A 14516-nucleotide genomic window follows, 5' to 3' on the forward strand; every position below is an offset into this window, starting at 1 on the left:
ATTAAAGGTTGTGCGTTTGTGCAACGCTGGCTCTATAAAACGGATTTTTGGGCAATGTGTCAAACGGGGAGGCCAGATTGCGCCATGATTTCAATAACTTAGAATAGTTCTAAACTAGGAAAATAACATAACCATTTCAATCATATTTGACCAAAATGGGCTGTAAAAGGTTGTAAAATTTAACGCGAGATGGCGTGTGTCATAACGTCTCAACCGGTGAAAATTGGCGTCATTTCCAGCTGCGAATGCCGAAGCATGCAACCCGGCACAATCTTTTTACCACTTCTGATGGAAATTCTTCAGCAAAAACAATCAATTTTTGAGCAAAAACACTTCGATCTTCCCCGAATCGCTGGAAGCATCTGGCGAGTCGCCACAAAAATGGCGCCGCTATTTTCAAAATGCCGGGCAGGGCGCCCGGCTAATGCCAACTCAACTCGCGGTGGCTAGGCGCGGCGCAAGCGCATCTATTCCGAGCAAAGCGCGAACATCACGCTTGTCCACGATGTCGTCGATTGAGTATTGGGCCAGCACTTCGAAGAACGCGTTGAGCGCCTTGCGCAGTGCCGAGTTCAAACCGCAGCTGTCGATCAGTGGGCAATCGGCGCCATCAGCTTCAAAGCATTCGGCCATTGCAAAATTCTCTTCAGTCACGCGAACAACATCAAACAGCGTAATGTCGGTCGCAGGCTTGCCAAGCTTCACGCCGCCATTGCGGCCGCGCACTGTTTCAATGAAACCATTTTCTACGAGGGGCTGGAGGATCTTGAAAAGAAAAAGCTCCGAGACTGTATAGGCCTGCGCAATCTCGCCAATACGGCTAAGCTTGCCATCATTGGCAGCGCAATACATGAGAATACGGATGGCATAATTTGTTTGACGTGTCAGTCGCATGGGAATGTCTTTCTCAACCTGAAGTTTCAGGTACGTTCACTCTCTACGCATTCTACTTTAGAACTATTCTCAATAAAGTAAATAAAAAAATATGACGACAATATTCATATTATCGCCATTGCACGATTATGATGTTGAATACGTCAGACAACGAGTACTGCTATAGAACCAGCGATCAGACCAATTGCAACGAGGAGCGAAAGACCGTAGAGCCGCGGCTTGTCAAAAAGCACGGCGAACCCGGCGGCCCACACGACTACGGCAGCACTCAGAGCCAGAATAAAGCCAGCCTTATGCATCATGGCTATGTGAACAGCCATAAGGCCGCCAATGATCAGTGCACCGAACACGACCATCAGAGCCAGTGCATAATTCTCGAACTTGTCCATCGCGGATATAACTCACTCTCGAACTGGCTATTTTGAAAACATAGCCTTCCAAACACAACCTCGGTACAAAGCCGATGAATTTCGCAATACATAAACTGTTCAGCCTTGCGAAAGCAATATTGGCGATGCAAGCCGGTAAAATAGTGGCAGGTTCAGTATCAACATAAAAAAGGCCGGGCAGAGCCCCGGCCTCGTAACGTATAAACCAATGTTGTTACTCACGATGCGGGCGAAAAAAACCCAGCTTCGCGTTCCCGGAATTTGCTTTAGCGGCGATATGCGCTAAGGCCAATCAGCAGCCCGACTGCGGCCACGACGGACACAATAGCAACAGCTGTCAAAGGGTTTTCCTTGGCTTTTTCCGCCACATATTGCGCTTCATCACCAACAAACCGCACTGCCTTGCGCCCACCTTGCTTCACACTATCATATGTAGAACTGGCTTGATCATATAGATCATATCCCTGGTCAGACAAAGATTTGCTGATTGTGGAAAGCTCTTTGCGCAAGGAGGCGATCTGCGTTTCCAGATCATCTTCAATTGCGTCGCGAACTTTCGATGTATTCGTTGCCATTCCAAACATTCCTTTGTGATTTCCCGATCGCCGAATGCCTTTCTGCGGCAAATGGTGATCGTTCATTTATTCAAACAGCAAATTAGTCGAAAACCGAAATTCGGCATTTCGCTCCGCTGTTCTATCGTTTGGAAAACGTCGAAGGATATGTTTGGTTCCGCACAAAGCTGGAGAGCTATTTCCAGCAGCCATTATTCTGACCATTCAAATTGTGTGAATCGATGTCGATACCCGCAGAAAAATCATTCTTCGCCAGATAAACCGCTGTTTCAGCTTTAATTCTTATCTTGTTCCAGCCTGCGCAGTTCGAAGTTCTTGGCGGGTTCTTATCGGCCCAACGCATTGCTCCGCATCCCGTCAGCGCCAATACACATGGCAAGATAACAACCGTGGCAAGTATTTTCATCGTCCCAGACTCTCAATATGGCCGCCCGCAAACATGACAAGGCTTGAAATAAGCATGACACATAACGTGCAACTTGCACCATGATACTTTCGTTGCAGATGATCGAAATCAATCATCATTGCTGGCATTGAGTTCTTGCGGCCGCAAACCTTCGGCTGCGACTTTTCCATCTACAGCTTGCGCATAAATAAGCCTGCTCGACTTCAACAAAGGCTTGTTCGCCTCGCGCACTTTGGGCATCCGAGGATTGGATTCGTGGGCGGTCACAGCCGCTTCATTTGCATAAAGCTCATTGACCATTACCTTGTTGGGTATGGGCGTTCCGTCACGTTGGACTGGCTTGATAACCTCAAAACGCAGACAACCGGGCTCTTCTTCAAGCGTCTTTCTGGCATGTTCGCGAATGCGCGTCAGGAACTCCTCTTCCTTGCCCTCGTTCGTTTCAAACTCAACGATAATGGTCCATGCCGTCATTTTTCTCTCCCCGGAATTTTTAGCCGCAACAGAGTCGCGGTTCTAACTCTTTGTTTTCTAACAGGCGAGGTGGCTTAAATCCAGACAAGGGCTTATTGCCGGCGGAGGAAAATCAACAAAAGCGCACCCATGATCATCGTGCATAGGCCAATGACCAACCAACGTGTCTGCCCGACCATGAAGCTGCCGCCAATCAGACTCAGTCCTTGCAACGTCCATATGCAACCAGCGATGATCAGCAAGGCTGCAACAACACGTAAAACCATTTTCATTCGGTCCTCCACTACGCTCTCGGCGCAATCAGTCTGTCTAAAAAATCTGGAACATCTCAAGATTCGAGACGTTAGTTTTTATCCGCTTATTTCAAAGCGGTGCTCGCAGCCAACCTCACATGGAAGGAAACTCCTAATGAAATTTATCCAGGACCCAAACAGGAAAGGTGGAGCGTAAAATGGTGGATGTCATGCTGAACCGTCACACGTGGGTTATAGTGGCAGACGGTGAGAAGGCTTTATTTCTCCGCAACGAGCGCGAGGTAAACAATGTCGAATTACATACAATCCATGAAATGAACCAGTCTAATCCGGCAACGCGCGAGCAGGGGACAGATAAACCGGGCCGCTTTTCCGATGGACCAAGCGCACATAGGAGCGCCACTGAAGAGACAGACTGGCATGCAATTTCAAAAAAACGGTTTGCAAAGGAAGTCGCCGACGAACTTTACGGTTTCGCTCACAAAGGAAACTTCGAGCGGCTTATAATTATCGCACCGCCCGTCGTGCTCGGCCAGATGCGTCAGGAATTTCATAAGGAAGTTTCAGACAAAATCGTAAGCGAAATTCCAAAAACGCTGACCAACCATTCGATCAACGATATTCAGTCAATTCTCGCGGCGTAATGAATTCATCGCAAATATAAAGCAGTCAAACAAAACCCCTGGCCAATCGGTCAAGGGTTTTGCAAGTTGAGGCTTGATTCGGCTCTAACAAACTGGACTCTGGATAAATATATCGCGCATCGTTTCAGTGCGGCTCAGGCTCAAGACACCGCTACACTCAACTTAACTATAGTCTAGCACAATCGTCAGTAGATTCAACAATCAGCTTGAGCACGTATTATTTCAATTGCGCCTTTAGCCGTTCATTTTCTTCTTCTAACGCTTTAATTCTTTCTTCCAAAGCATTGATGGCCTTAAATACTGCCACGCCCATACTTTTGAAGTCTCCACTGTGAATTGCAGCTTCAATTGCCTGTCTGGCATTTTCGAGCGACATCTTTCTCCTCCAAGGTCCCGTATAAACTGGCCCGTTAAAACCGCGCCTGCCAGAGCGCTCCAGCCCAAAAAGAAATGCCCAACCCTCAGGGGCATGAGGATTGGGCTATTGGCTTGTGGGGTCTAGCCAAAACTGGTTTGGGGGAACCAGTACATGCAGAATGCATGTGCCGAAAATTGGTTCCGGCCTTGGTAAAAAATATTTGGTTAATTTACACCGATGGCAAAAGATTGAAGAGTATCGCCAGATGGAACACCACAGCACCGGCGAAAATGAGAATAACGCCGAGACGATCCGTGCGAATAAGTTGCTGCCTTTTCAAAGGTGACGTTTCGCAGGAGGTAACATCAATCAGTGCCATGCCGAGATCTCACATTGAGTTGGAGGCAATATGCAACAGTTGATACACGATTGAAACGATAGAGATTACCCCGCACCCTGTATTATCGAACAAATTTTTTACTAAACGACCAAACAGCGAAAAAATTCACTGGAGAATTGCAGTTTGAGGGCGGTTAGCAGAAGGATTCGGGCGATCTGCTGTCCGCCCCACCGCCCTGGCGTCTCAAGTGACAATATTGGTCACTGAACCGGCAATCATTACAAATGAAACAAACAAGATCAGCCCGTAAAGCCGCGGCCGGTCGAAAATAACTGCGAAACCGAGGAAAAAGGCACTGCAGGCTGCAGCAAGCGCGAAGATAAATGCCGGCTTGTCGCCGGTGGAAATGGCGAAAGCCATCAGGCCAGCAATGATGAGCGCCCCGAAGACAATAAATATCCACGTTGCGAAAGTTTCATAGCGGTCCATATTTCACTCCTGCAGTCCATGCGTATCAATCGGCGGCGATTACAACTGAATAAGTCTACACAGTCAAATCAGTTTGCGCTCTTGCCCGGCTTCGTCCAGCAACTGCAACTGAATTCCACAATTTGCACAAAAACAGGAATTGCCTACCCCATTTGTCATGGAATTTAACCGGCCCATCGTTCTGCTGTCATGAACAATGCCTATAATTGGGGAAAATTGAATCGTGGACAGAAAGCGTAACCAAGATGAACGAACGAGTCGTTCCAAATGAAAATCCGGCGGTGGCCGGCGAAAAGCTTCTGGCATCTGTGCTGTCAGGGCAGGCAATACGCACGACCATCAATACCAAAATGCGTCAGGCGCTTTCCCGCATCGACGCGGCCAAACATCAGGTTTCCATTGCTAAAATTGCGGCCGATCAAAGCCTTTTGCGTGCAAAATCTGCACCACGGCCGCATGAAATCAGCAACCCCGCCTTTGTCGAGTTATTTGAGGCTCATCAGCGCGACAGGGAAGTGCTGTTTGCGGCAATGCGCGCTTTAGAAAATGCGCGTGCAGCACTGGATTAGTACGGGCTGAATTGCGACCGGCAATTCAGCAAATATAGACGACCAAAGCTGCGAAGGCGACACCGATACCGAAGATCGCAAGATACCAACCCTGGGAATTATGAACAGCCCATGCATCTTCATCGTCTTCATCAAAATCATCTACTACCAAATATCCAATCCTTTCGGGATGGGCCGGGACCGGGATTATAACGACCCCGGCCTCAGATTATTTATGGTGTAGGATAACGCTTCTCAATGCAAACAGTTTCAACACTGCCTGATTGTGAGCTTCATGCTGGACGTTTGGGGATATCCAAACCACGTTGCACAGCGGGGCGAGCCAGGCCACGCTCCAGCCAAGCTGGAACATTCTTGAGCGCGTCGAACTGCACGATTTCGCGAGCTCCATAAAAGCCGATAAGGTTTCGCACCCAACCAAGCATCGAAATATCTGCGATTGTGTATTCTTCGCCCATAATCCATTCACGCCCTTCGAGGCGCGTTTCAAGAACACCAAGCAGACGTTGCGATTCAGCGCGGTAGCGCTCAAGCGGCCGCTTGTCTTCATACTCACGACCGGCAAACTTGTAGAAAAAACCGACCTGACCGAACATTGGCCCGATGGCTGCCATCTGGAAGAATACCCATTGGATGGTTTCATAGCGCTTGGCAGGATCAGCGGGAAGCAATTTGCCGGTCTTCTCGGCAAGGTAAAGCAGGATCGCGCCTGATTCAAACAAGGCTAGTGGCTCGCCGCCAGGCCCGTTCGGATCAATAATCGCCGGAATCTTGCCATTTGGGTTTAGCGACAGGAACTCCGGCGTCCATGTCTCATTGGCACCGATATTGACCGTGTGGGCTTCATAGGCGAGGCCAAGTTCTTCCAAGGCTATGGAAACCTTCACACCATTGGGCGTGGCAAAGGAATAAAGCTGCAAGCGATCAGGATGTTGTGCCGGCCACTTTTTAGTAATGGGGAAGGACGATAGATCAGTCATTTGATATTCCCTTGAAAAGACCTGTTCTGGTGTGTGCGACTCGTGGAAAAGCTACCACAATCATCCACTAAAATGTTCCGGCGAAATGGGGGCTTCGCCGGAACATTTTTGCGTCATCAGGCGGTCTTGGCAAAGGACGCGAAAAATTCTTCCGGGCTTTCAACCTCAATCAGGCGACGCTTCTCGATAAGCCAGAAGCGATTGCCTATTGCCCGAACGAAACTGCGATCATGCGAAACAACCAGACAGCTTGCCTCATGCGCCATCAATTCGTTTTCCAATGCTTCCTGACCGTCAATATCCAGATGATTTGTCGGCTCATCCAAAAGATAGAAGTTGGGGTCTGACAGGCGCAGAACCAGCATTCCAAGCCGGGCTTTTTGTCCGCCCGAAAGAATGCTGTTTGGCTTGTTTTGGATATCGATTCCCAAGCCAGCGCCTGCAAGAAGCGTGCGAACCCGCTGATCGCCAATATCAAACCGGCGGCTGATTGTATTGAACGGCGTTGAGCTGTCAGAGAGGTCTGACAATGCTTGATCGCCATAGCCAAGAACCAGAGAAGGCGTTGCCTTTACCCCAACCTGAGATGTTGCCGGATCAATGATAGACTTGCGGATCATATCGACAAGGCGTGACTTTCCCGCGCCGTTCAAGCCCAGAAGGACGATACGGTCACCCTGACATATCCAGCGTTTTCCCGAGTTGAACAGAAGCATACCGTCGGGCGTTGACACGGCTGCCTCATCCAGCGTTACCAGAACCTTTGCGTGAGTGCCGCTATTGGCAAGCTTGATTGCCCCGGAAGAGCGTTCCTGATGCGCCGGTCTGGCGGCATCCTCCAGCCGCTCCGCCCTTTGCTTGAGTTGCTTGGTCTTGACTGTCAACAGATCGCTACCCGAATTGATGGCGATGTTGTTGAGTTTTGCAGCCTGTTGGCGCAGTTGCTGCGCGACCTTCATATCGCGCTGGAAACGGCGCGCTTCCGATGCATCAATCTCGTCCAAAGCCTGGCGGGCAGGGCTATAAGGCAGCGAGAATATCTGCGAGTTCTCAGGTCGAAGAAACAGCGTCCGGTTTGTCGTCGCATCGAGAAATGCGCGGTCATGGCTGCAGATGACAAGCGGCACATCGCGCGGCAGATCATTAATCCAACGCTCCAGCTGGTTGATCTTGGAGAGATCAAGATGATTTGTCGGCTCATCCAGCAACAGAACATCCGGCTCTGTCACCCAAATGCGGGCAAGCATGGCCAGCCTTTGCCAGCCTCCGCTGAGTTTCGATAGCGCACGCTGGCGAAGCTCTTCGGGCACATTGAGCGAGTCCAGTACAATATCAACCCGCCAACTCTCACTGTCGATCTGGTCAGCAGGCAGGGCAAGGCGCACCGCCTCATAAAAAGCCACGCCCATGAGTTTGTGCGGAACGACCTGCTCGACATGCCCAACCCGCAGACCTCGTGTGCGGGTGATATCGCCGGTCGTTGGTTCGAGATCGCCGTTAAGACAGCGTAAAAGGGTGGATTTACCCCGCCCGTTGGCCGCGACAATACCCAGGCGGTCGCCATTTGCGATGGAAAGATTAAGTTTGGAGAAAAGTGGCGCACCAAGGGTGATGCCGAGGTTTCTGACGTTGATCAAAGTCATATTCATTCTCTGGTCTGCCGAGCAGATACTGCATCTTTGATGCGAATCCATGGCGGGATATTCCCGCGATTACTCGGTGATTATCGATTGGCAGCGCGCCTGAATTTCAGGTTGGGCGCTGCTCTCAACGAAGGGCAGACCAGGATATGAAGTTGAAATAGATTCCGGTCAGCCCTGCAAACGCGATTGCAGGGCGTAGACAGGGCCGCGCCGACGATGCTGGTGGAATGGTCCGTTCATGTGCAGCCCTCCTTTCTTGGTAAAATACTCAATGTTCGACGCATGGATAACATTGCTTTTTGATAGGCGCAATCGCTTCAGCGTAATGCAAGCGCAATCTGACAGCCCTATCTGACTGTGTAGTTCATAGTGGTCGGGGGAAATATGTCATGGCATTGCTGCGGGCATCACGGCAATGATGATCTTTTCATCGAAAATCGCCAGAGAAGAGCGCTTTCTGGCTAACTTGCACGGTACCGAATATGAATATTACAGGCGGCACGTCCGGCGATTCATTCCCGGATTGCGCCACTGGCACCCCGGAAGACTGCCCAGCTATTCAACTGAAGCCGCAGCCACCGGTCTTCTCGACTCGCTTCACTATTTCGCAGCCTTACCATTCGCACTATTGCTGCAAGCGCTGCACGCATCCGGCCATTTGCCGGTAGTGCTGGTTCTGCCTTAACTGGCGTGTGGCCGGCTCAGGGCACAAAAACGGCGATTGCCTTTTCACGGATGGTAAAGCGAACCGGCGTTTCTGTTTTCAACTCACCGTCGAGATTAACGCGACGTGGTTTGCGTGTGCGAATCGTCAGGTCCTTGGTGGAAAAGGCCCGCACATCATCCCATTGACCATGGGTGCCTTTCCGCAGACTTGGCAGCAGAGTGAGCAAACGCCACCAGTGATCAACCTCAAGACTGTAAAAATCGAGCAGGCCATCGGTCGCCGTCGCATCCTCATGAACAGTCATGCCGCCGCCATAATGCCTGCCATTGCCTACTGCGATCTGTAAGGTGCGCAGCTCTTCGCTTATCCCATCATGTTCAAGGGTTGCGGTAAAAAGGCGGGAGTCCGCCAGAAGCCGCGCTGCAACCAGACCATAACCAAGCTTGCCCCAATATTTCTTGGCTTTTTCTGTCAGTGACATAGCCAGATCTGCACTGAAACCAATGCTGGCAACGTTGAAAAACGGAAATCCATTGGCGTCGCCGAGATCGACCAGTGTCGTTTTGCCCTTGACGATGCTGTTGATGGCAGCGGGAATATCCAGAGGAATACCAATTGTACGGGCAAAGTCATTGGCGGTACCGAGCGGTAGGACACCCAGCGGAAGACCGGTATCGAGCAAAGCCTTGGCGCAGTCGTTCAGCGACCCATCACCGCCTCCGACAATCACCAGATCAATGTTTCCGGAATGTTTGTGAATAAGGTCGGAAAGGGGTTGGCCGCGGCTGGGCGTATCTTCGATGACATCAATGTCAGCCTGATCGAGCAGTTGCCGGACTTGAACAATGCCGGCCTTGCCACGGCGTGCATAGGGGTTCACCAGAACCAAAGCTCTTTTCGCTGTCAAACCGGTCTCCAGATTGGGGATTAAATTCATCAATCACACTGCCAATATGATTCTGGTCATTTTCCGGCAGTCATCCGCATATGTGGCGGGCAGGGGCTATATTCAACAAATGGTCTCGTCGGGGAGGTATTTGCGAGAGGAAAACAAAGGAAAAGGCGGCTTCGAAAGCCGCCTTTCACGCATCGCTATCAATTATAGGGTGAATAACACTGGGCGCGCGGGCCGCCATAGGGCTGATAGCTATTGTCCGATGAACGGTACGAGCGATACTTGTTATAGCACCACTCCACATGGGCGCTGCCGCGGGCCGGGGCAACCCGGCGAGGCTGATTGGCGATTGCACCTCCAATGATCGCACCCGCGCCAAAGGCAGCCAATGGATACCACCAGCCATCATTGTGGCGGCGATAGCCTGGACGGGAGTGGCGATAACCGCGATGGCCCCGCCAATGATGGCCACGCCAGCGCCTGTCATGACGGTATTGAACCTGCTCGACACTCGATTTGATTTCGAGCGGGGCAGGGACAAATGGAGCCGCCGATGCCGGAATGATGGAGGTGACGCCCATTGCTAAGCTTAAAGCGCCTGCGAAAATTCCAGATACTATTTTCCTCATGCTTATTCCTCCTGAATGAGGCGTCCAGAATGAGCTTTTTCAGATGAATATTGGATGAATATAATAGAGGTTCAGCCCCACTTCATCTCGCCCTTTGCCACCTTCGCGCCGAGTTCGAGCGAAGAGACATCGGCGAGGTTCGGGTAAAGCTTGGTCATGGCTGCGATCAGTTCCGCGCTGTTTTTCGTGCGAGCCATTTCTTTGTCAAAAGCAATAAGATAATCACGCGTAAACATGACGGCATCAATGCCTTGCGGGGCCCCTTCGACCTGATGTCCAGGAACGACGATTTTCGGTGCGCGCGCGATGATTCCGTCGAGCGCCTTGACCCATGCCGCGCGCAGTTCAATGGTGGCTGTATCTGCGATCCAGACATGATTCCCGGAATCGACCAGCACGCCGCCGAACACCGCTTCGAGTGCGGGAACGTACAGATAGCGACGGTCATGCATGTCCGGGATTTCAACGATCTCGATCGTATTTCCCTCAAGGTCAAGCGAGGCAGCGCTCGATGCTTCCGGAATCACGACGTCTGCGAGTGTCTGCGGACCGTTTTCCTTTAATTGCGGTCCCCAAACACCCAGCTTGGCCTCAACATTGGCTTTGATCGCCGCGACAGTGACCGGCTTGGCAATGACCGCCGCCATCGGAAAGGCTTCAACAATCGGGCGTAGGCTGAAATAATAATCCGGGTCGTTGCAGCTCACATAGATCGTAGTCAGGTTCTTGCCAGTCGCCTTGATGGCGGCCGCGACGGCTTTACCGTCGGAAAGAGTGAAACCACCATCGATCAGAATTGCGTCTTTCTCACCGGTCAAAAGCACCGGCGTGCGGCGGAATCCAGCTTCGTTTGCCTGGAAAAACGTCCATGCAAGGGCACTGCTACTAGAGCGAGCGGAGGCGAGGGGCAGGACTGTCGCCAAGCCGGCAATAGCGGCGAGCTTAAAGGTTTCGCGGCGCGTGATCATGAGATGTTTCCCGAGGCTGATTTCTCTTCCTGCTTTATTTCACGCCTTGATGCGGTAATAAATATCAATCAATCATACAGACTGTACGATTTAATGAGACAAACATGCGTGATCTTCTCAATCTGAACCGGCTCATCTTCTTTACCTCGGTTATCGAAGCGGGCTCATTCACAGTGGCTGCTGATCGTCTCGGCGTCGCCAAGGCGGTCGTCAGTCATCAAATCGCGCGCCTTGAGGAGGAACTGGGCGTAACGCTGCTTTTGCGTACGACACGCCGTCTACATGCAACCGAAGAGGGCAATCTGTTCTATAAGCGTTGCATACTCATCTTAAGAGAGGCGGAAGCCGCCTACGGGGAATTGTCGCTTCGCAGCACGGAGCCTTCAGGAACGCTGACGTTAACGGCCCCGCTCGACTATGGCACTGCTGTCGTAGCACCCACGATTGCATCGTATATGCAGGCATATCCGCAGATGCGGGTCGACGTGATCTTCGACGACAGCGTGAGCGATCTGATGGCTGACCAAATCGACTTATCGATTCGAGTCGGATGGCTAACCGATACCAGTCATCAGGCACGTCGGATCGGCACGTTTGAACAGATACTTGCCGCAACACCGTCTGTTGCCGCTCGCATTCCAGCTGACTTAACCCCAGCAGACGCGTGCAACCTACCATGGATCGCCAATGGGGCTTTGAAGAACCCTTTTCGCTGGACGTTTTCACGCGGACAAACGGAAGCTTTGACCGTTGAAATTCGTGCCATCATGATGGCCGACAAGACACCGTCAGCCTATGCCTGCACGCTGGCAGGAATTGGAGTTTCGGTTTTTCCCGACTACTTGGCCAAGGCCGATATGCAAGCTGGAAAACTCGTACGACTTTTCCCGGAATGGTCATTGCCGCAAGGAGGTATTCATGCCGTATTTCCTGCCGCCCGGTTTCGCCCCGCCAAGGTCAAGGCATTTCTGGACATGCTGGTGGTCGCAGAGCGTCAGCGCATGCGCGAAAGCGCAACACCCTCAAACTTGTAATCTTTGGTCGCTACGCCCAAACCCTAAGGGCACGTTCCATTCGGTCTGCGGCATATGTGACGATATAGGCGATGACCATGTAAACTACGACGGCGATGAGAAACGCTTCCAGATAATAGAAATTCAGCGCGGCGCTCAATTGTGATTGGGCAAAAATATCGACAACCTCGATTGCAAACCCCAGGGATAGCGCCTTCATGATCACCATGATTGAATTGGCAAGGTCCGGGATGGCCGCAACAATCACTTGCGGAAGCATGACACGCCGAAACACCTGGCTCTTCTTGTAGCCCAACGAGTAGGCCGCATCAGCTTGGCCAGTGTCAAAAGAATTCAGCGCACCCTTCACGACCTCTGCCTGAAATGCTGCAACACAAGCGGTCAAGGCGACAATGAGCGTCACCCAGTTTGGAGTTGCATGGCCATTGTAATCTAACCCGACAAGGGAAGCGAGGAAACGCGTGGCTGGCGGGAGCCCGTAATAGGCGAGGAAGATCACGATAACCATTGGGACACCCTTGAAAGCGACCTTATAGGCGACCACAATTTCACGCAGTACGGGAATCCGTCGGTATTCGATCATCGCGAACAAACTGCCGATAATCGTTGAGCAAACAAAGATGATCAGCGCCATGCCGAGTGTAACGGGAACAGCGCCGAGAATGTCGTACAGATCGGGGAGGAGGACTTCGGAAGCGAACATGTGATGAACTTCTCTTCAATCAGACGCTTGGCATCAGTGTGGCTGCGGCCGGCGTGGTGTTGGAGGTAAACTTTGCGTTTCGCGCTTCAAAAAAGCGTACAATCAGCCATGCCACCAAGCATAAGAGCGAATAAATTACCGCCAGCACGAGGTAGGTTTCGAACTGGTACTGGTTGTAATCCCGCTCCATAACAAGATGCGCCGTCGCCATCACATCAGCCGCGCCGATATACATGACCAGTGCCACGTTATGGATGAGATAGATGATGGCATTGCCGTAGCCGGGCAGGGCGATGTGGATAGCCTGCGGGCCCACGACGCGCAAAAGCTTCTTTAGAAATGTGTAGCCGAGACTGTCGGCTGCATCATGCTGGCCCCGGTCAATGGCAAGGTAGGCTGGACGCAGGACCTCCGACAGATAACCGCCATGATAGAGGCTTAGACCGACAATCGCAGCGACGTTCGGTGACACGAAATCCTCAACCTCGAATAAGGCTACCACCAGAGGAAGCCCGTAAAACGCTACGAACAACTGGAGCACCACAGGGACGCTCCGGGCATAGGACACGTAAAGGTCAGCCAGTTGGCTGATCACTGGTATCCTGCGCACCCGGAACGTCGTTGCGATCAACGCCAGGCAGAAGCCGACGATCATGGCCGTGAATGTTATCGCGAGCGTCAGCGGCAATGCCTTCAACAACTCGGGAACCATTATCGAAAGATCCACCTTGCACTCCTTATTTCAGTTTGGGCTTTGACCGTCAGGCGCGGCGTTATTTCATGTAGGTGGTGATGTCTTCGCCAAACCATTTCTGCGACAGCTTGGCGAGTGTGCCGTCCGCCTTGAGTTCCTTCAAAGCCTTGTCGATGCCATCGGAGAGAGCCTGATTTTCTTCGGAGCGATGGATCAGGATAAAGGTGCTGTTGATCGCAACTGGTTCGCTCGCCTTGATGTTGAGCTTCTGCTGGTCGATCACAGTCTGCTCACCGAGATTGGAAGGCAGGACGAGCGCATCATACTTGCCGTTCTCGACTTCTTTCAGACGGTCAGGATAAGGGATGCCGGCACTGGATGCAGTGATCTCGATCTTGGTGTCGGGGTTCTTTTCCTGCCACGCCGTGGCAAACTTGTAGATGCCGCCGCCAGCCGTGACGGGCACGATCTTCTTGCCGACCAGATCTTTCATCTCGTTGATGCCGCTGTCCTTACGGCTGTAAATCTTAATCAGGCTTGCGCCGATTGGGCTTTCAGGGATGAGGAACTGCTTTTCGCGAGCGGGCGCCCGGTAGTAGCCGCCGGTCGCGATATCATATTTGCCGGTGACGAGGCCGGTCTCTTGCGCAATGTCTGCAGCGCCTTCCATGACGAACTTGTATTGAGGCAGCTTGGCATTGATCGCCTTGAGCACATCAGGTTCGTAACCCTGCGGCTCGACACCGATTGCACCCCAGGACAGCGGCTTGGATTCCGCTGCAGTGGCGATCTTTATCGTACGAACATCCTGGGCAAGAGCTGCGCCAGTGGTAACGACGGCAATTGCGACGCCAGCTACGGCAAGGCCAAAGGCTCTACGGGAGATTGATTGGAATGAAGACATATCGGGG

General features: G+C 51.8%; 22 protein-coding genes. 4 read left to right on the forward strand and 18 right to left on the reverse strand.

Going from position 1 to position 14516, the window contains the following annotated elements:
- Positions 1–432: 432 nt before the first annotated feature.
- From rirA to AC6CHM_RS03085, 6 genes are all read right to left on the reverse strand, one after another.
- Positions 433–894, reverse strand: a complete 462-nt coding sequence (gene rirA, locus AC6CHM_RS03060; RefSeq protein ID WP_115053100.1) for an iron-responsive transcriptional regulator RirA — start codon at positions 892–894, stop codon at positions 433–435.
- Between the two features lie 143 nt (positions 895–1037).
- On the reverse strand, positions 1038–1283 hold the full coding sequence (locus tag AC6CHM_RS03065) for a hypothetical protein (RefSeq protein WP_115053099.1): 246 nt from the start codon (positions 1281–1283) through the stop codon (positions 1038–1040).
- A 266-nt stretch (positions 1284–1549) separates the two neighbouring features.
- Entirely contained in the window at positions 1550–1858 is a 309-nt protein-coding gene (locus AC6CHM_RS03070) for a hypothetical protein (RefSeq protein WP_162802494.1), read from the reverse strand.
- Positions 1859–2033: 175 nt separating this feature from the next.
- The gene (locus AC6CHM_RS03075) at positions 2034–2264 is read right to left on the reverse strand and encodes a hypothetical protein (RefSeq protein WP_115053097.1); all 231 of its coding nucleotides are present in this window, start codon (positions 2262–2264) and stop codon (positions 2034–2036) included.
- A gap of 108 nt (positions 2265–2372) precedes the next feature.
- Positions 2373–2738, reverse strand: a complete 366-nt coding sequence (locus AC6CHM_RS03080) for a putative quinol monooxygenase (protein ID WP_115053096.1) — start codon at positions 2736–2738, stop codon at positions 2373–2375.
- Between the two features lie 92 nt (positions 2739–2830).
- On the reverse strand, positions 2831–3010 hold the full coding sequence (locus AC6CHM_RS03085; protein WP_115053095.1) for a hypothetical protein: 180 nt from the start codon (positions 3008–3010) through the stop codon (positions 2831–2833).
- A gap of 179 nt (positions 3011–3189) precedes the next feature.
- Here AC6CHM_RS03085 and AC6CHM_RS03090 point away from each other — a divergent pair, with 179 nt between their 5' ends.
- Positions 3190–3636 (forward strand): baeRF12 domain-containing protein, encoded by a 447-nt coding sequence (locus AC6CHM_RS03090; protein ID WP_498171945.1) that lies wholly within the window; start codon positions 3190–3192, stop codon positions 3634–3636.
- Between the two features lie 217 nt (positions 3637–3853).
- On the opposite strand, the gene AC6CHM_RS03095 is transcribed toward AC6CHM_RS03090, so the two are convergent.
- From AC6CHM_RS03095 to AC6CHM_RS03105, 3 genes are all read right to left on the reverse strand, one after another.
- Positions 3854–4012 (reverse strand): DUF5320 domain-containing protein, encoded by a 159-nt coding sequence (locus AC6CHM_RS03095; protein WP_162802493.1) that lies wholly within the window; start codon positions 4010–4012, stop codon positions 3854–3856.
- Between the two features lie 211 nt (positions 4013–4223).
- Positions 4224–4373 (reverse strand): hypothetical protein, encoded by a 150-nt coding sequence (locus tag AC6CHM_RS03100; RefSeq protein ID WP_162802492.1) that lies wholly within the window; start codon positions 4371–4373, stop codon positions 4224–4226.
- A 204-nt stretch (positions 4374–4577) separates the two neighbouring features.
- Positions 4578–4823, reverse strand: a complete 246-nt coding sequence (locus tag AC6CHM_RS03105; RefSeq protein WP_115053093.1) for a hypothetical protein — start codon at positions 4821–4823, stop codon at positions 4578–4580.
- Positions 4824–5068: 245 nt separating this feature from the next.
- On the opposite strand from AC6CHM_RS03105, the gene AC6CHM_RS03110 reads away from it, so the two are divergent.
- On the forward strand, positions 5069–5392 hold the full coding sequence (locus AC6CHM_RS03110; RefSeq protein WP_115053092.1) for a hypothetical protein: 324 nt from the start codon (positions 5069–5071) through the stop codon (positions 5390–5392).
- 25 nt (positions 5393–5417) lie between these two features.
- Here the strand turns inward: AC6CHM_RS03110 and AC6CHM_RS03115 are convergent, their stop codons facing one another.
- The 3 genes from AC6CHM_RS03115 to AC6CHM_RS03125 all read right to left on the reverse strand — a co-directional run bounded on the left by AC6CHM_RS03115 (position 5418) and on the right by AC6CHM_RS03125 (position 8015).
- On the reverse strand, positions 5418–5543 hold the full coding sequence (locus AC6CHM_RS03115; protein WP_307284959.1) for a hypothetical protein: 126 nt from the start codon (positions 5541–5543) through the stop codon (positions 5418–5420).
- Between the two features lie 121 nt (positions 5544–5664).
- Positions 5665–6372 carry a glutathione S-transferase N-terminal domain-containing protein gene (locus tag AC6CHM_RS03120; RefSeq protein ID WP_115053091.1) on the reverse strand — a complete coding sequence of 236 codons (708 nt, stop codon included), beginning with the start codon at positions 6370–6372 and terminating at the stop codon, positions 5665–5667.
- 116 nt (positions 6373–6488) lie between these two features.
- Positions 6489–8015, reverse strand: a complete 1527-nt coding sequence (locus AC6CHM_RS03125; RefSeq protein WP_498171948.1) for an ABC-F family ATP-binding cassette domain-containing protein — start codon at positions 8013–8015, stop codon at positions 6489–6491.
- Positions 8016–8430: 415 nt separating this feature from the next.
- Between AC6CHM_RS03125 and AC6CHM_RS03130 the strand changes: the two genes are divergently transcribed.
- Positions 8431–8700, forward strand: coding sequence for a phosphatidylethanolamine N-methyltransferase family domain-containing protein (locus AC6CHM_RS03130; RefSeq protein ID WP_115053090.1), 270 nt, complete (start codon positions 8431–8433; stop codon positions 8698–8700).
- Positions 8701–8716: 16 nt separating this feature from the next.
- Here the strand turns inward: AC6CHM_RS03130 and AC6CHM_RS03135 are convergent, their stop codons facing one another.
- The 3 genes from AC6CHM_RS03135 to AC6CHM_RS03145 form a co-directional block, all read right to left on the reverse strand.
- Complete coding sequence (locus AC6CHM_RS03135; protein WP_115053308.1) at positions 8717–9589, reverse strand: lipid kinase; 873 nt, start codon at positions 9587–9589, stop codon at positions 8717–8719.
- Between the two features lie 188 nt (positions 9590–9777).
- Entirely contained in the window at positions 9778–10206 is a 429-nt protein-coding gene (locus AC6CHM_RS03140; RefSeq protein ID WP_115053089.1) for a BA14K family protein, read from the reverse strand.
- 71 nt (positions 10207–10277) lie between these two features.
- A complete protein-coding gene (locus tag AC6CHM_RS03145; RefSeq protein ID WP_498171951.1) occupies positions 10278–11174 on the reverse strand; it encodes an MBL fold metallo-hydrolase in 897 nt (298 codons plus the stop codon).
- A gap of 104 nt (positions 11175–11278) precedes the next feature.
- Here AC6CHM_RS03145 and AC6CHM_RS03150 point away from each other — a divergent pair, with 104 nt between their 5' ends.
- Positions 11279–12208 (forward strand): LysR family transcriptional regulator, encoded by a 930-nt coding sequence (locus AC6CHM_RS03150; RefSeq protein WP_498171953.1) that lies wholly within the window; start codon positions 11279–11281, stop codon positions 12206–12208.
- 10 nt (positions 12209–12218) lie between these two features.
- Here AC6CHM_RS03150 and AC6CHM_RS03155 read toward each other — a convergent pair whose 3' ends face one another.
- The 3 genes from AC6CHM_RS03155 to AC6CHM_RS03165 are packed head-to-tail and all read right to left on the reverse strand — an operon-like array spanning position 12219 to position 14509.
- Entirely contained in the window at positions 12219–12911 is a 693-nt protein-coding gene (locus tag AC6CHM_RS03155; RefSeq protein ID WP_115053086.1) for an amino acid ABC transporter permease, read from the reverse strand.
- A gap of 19 nt (positions 12912–12930) precedes the next feature.
- The gene (locus AC6CHM_RS03160) at positions 12931–13638 is read right to left on the reverse strand and encodes an amino acid ABC transporter permease (protein WP_307284984.1); all 708 of its coding nucleotides are present in this window, start codon (positions 13636–13638) and stop codon (positions 12931–12933) included.
- A 46-nt stretch (positions 13639–13684) separates the two neighbouring features.
- Positions 13685–14509, reverse strand: coding sequence for a transporter substrate-binding domain-containing protein (locus AC6CHM_RS03165; protein WP_115053084.1), 825 nt, complete (start codon positions 14507–14509; stop codon positions 13685–13687).
- Between the last annotated feature and the right edge of the window lie 7 nt (positions 14510–14516).

It is taken from the genome of Phyllobacterium sp. GQ127 (assembly GCF_059758635.1).

Excerpts from the sequence above, each read along its gene's own strand:
- AC6CHM_RS03145 (WP_498171951.1), bottom strand. The coding sequence starts at position 11,174 with ATGATCACGCGCCGCGAAACCTTTAAGCTCGCCGCTATTGCCGGCTTG.
- AC6CHM_RS03165 (WP_115053084.1), bottom strand. The coding sequence starts at position 14,509 with ATGTCTTCATTCCAATCAATCTCCCGTAGAGCCTTTGGCCTTGCCGTA.
- AC6CHM_RS03075 (WP_115053097.1), bottom strand. The coding sequence starts at position 2,264 with ATGAAAATACTTGCCACGGTTGTTATCTTGCCATGTGTATTGGCGCTG.
- AC6CHM_RS03150 (WP_498171953.1), top strand. The coding sequence starts at position 11,279 with ATGCGTGATCTTCTCAATCTGAACCGGCTCATCTTCTTTACCTCGGTT.
- AC6CHM_RS03120 (WP_115053091.1), bottom strand. The coding sequence starts at position 6,372 with ATGACTGATCTATCGTCCTTCCCCATTACTAAAAAGTGGCCGGCACAA.
- AC6CHM_RS03105 (WP_115053093.1), bottom strand. The coding sequence starts at position 4,823 with ATGGACCGCTATGAAACTTTCGCAACGTGGATATTTATTGTCTTCGGG.
- AC6CHM_RS03080 (WP_115053096.1), bottom strand. The coding sequence starts at position 2,738 with ATGACGGCATGGACCATTATCGTTGAGTTTGAAACGAACGAGGGCAAG.
- AC6CHM_RS03130 (WP_115053090.1), top strand. The coding sequence starts at position 8,431 with ATGATGATCTTTTCATCGAAAATCGCCAGAGAAGAGCGCTTTCTGGCT.
- AC6CHM_RS03155 (WP_115053086.1), bottom strand. The coding sequence starts at position 12,911 with ATGTTCGCTTCCGAAGTCCTCCTCCCCGATCTGTACGACATTCTCGGC.
- rirA (WP_115053100.1), bottom strand. The coding sequence starts at position 894 with ATGCGACTGACACGTCAAACAAATTATGCCATCCGTATTCTCATGTAT.
- AC6CHM_RS03065 (WP_115053099.1), bottom strand. The coding sequence starts at position 1,283 with ATGGACAAGTTCGAGAATTATGCACTGGCTCTGATGGTCGTGTTCGGT.
- AC6CHM_RS03110 (WP_115053092.1), top strand. The coding sequence starts at position 5,069 with ATGAACGAACGAGTCGTTCCAAATGAAAATCCGGCGGTGGCCGGCGAA.
- AC6CHM_RS03100 (WP_162802492.1), bottom strand. The coding sequence starts at position 4,373 with ATGGCACTGATTGATGTTACCTCCTGCGAAACGTCACCTTTGAAAAGG.
- AC6CHM_RS03090 (WP_498171945.1), top strand. The coding sequence starts at position 3,190 with ATGGTGGATGTCATGCTGAACCGTCACACGTGGGTTATAGTGGCAGAC.
- AC6CHM_RS03085 (WP_115053095.1), bottom strand. The coding sequence starts at position 3,010 with ATGAAAATGGTTTTACGTGTTGTTGCAGCCTTGCTGATCATCGCTGGT.
- AC6CHM_RS03095 (WP_162802493.1), bottom strand. The coding sequence starts at position 4,012 with ATGTCGCTCGAAAATGCCAGACAGGCAATTGAAGCTGCAATTCACAGT.
- AC6CHM_RS03070 (WP_162802494.1), bottom strand. The coding sequence starts at position 1,858 with ATGGCAACGAATACATCGAAAGTTCGCGACGCAATTGAAGATGATCTG.
- AC6CHM_RS03140 (WP_115053089.1), bottom strand. The coding sequence starts at position 10,206 with ATGAGGAAAATAGTATCTGGAATTTTCGCAGGCGCTTTAAGCTTAGCA.
- AC6CHM_RS03125 (WP_498171948.1), bottom strand. The coding sequence starts at position 8,015 with ATGACTTTGATCAACGTCAGAAACCTCGGCATCACCCTTGGTGCGCCA.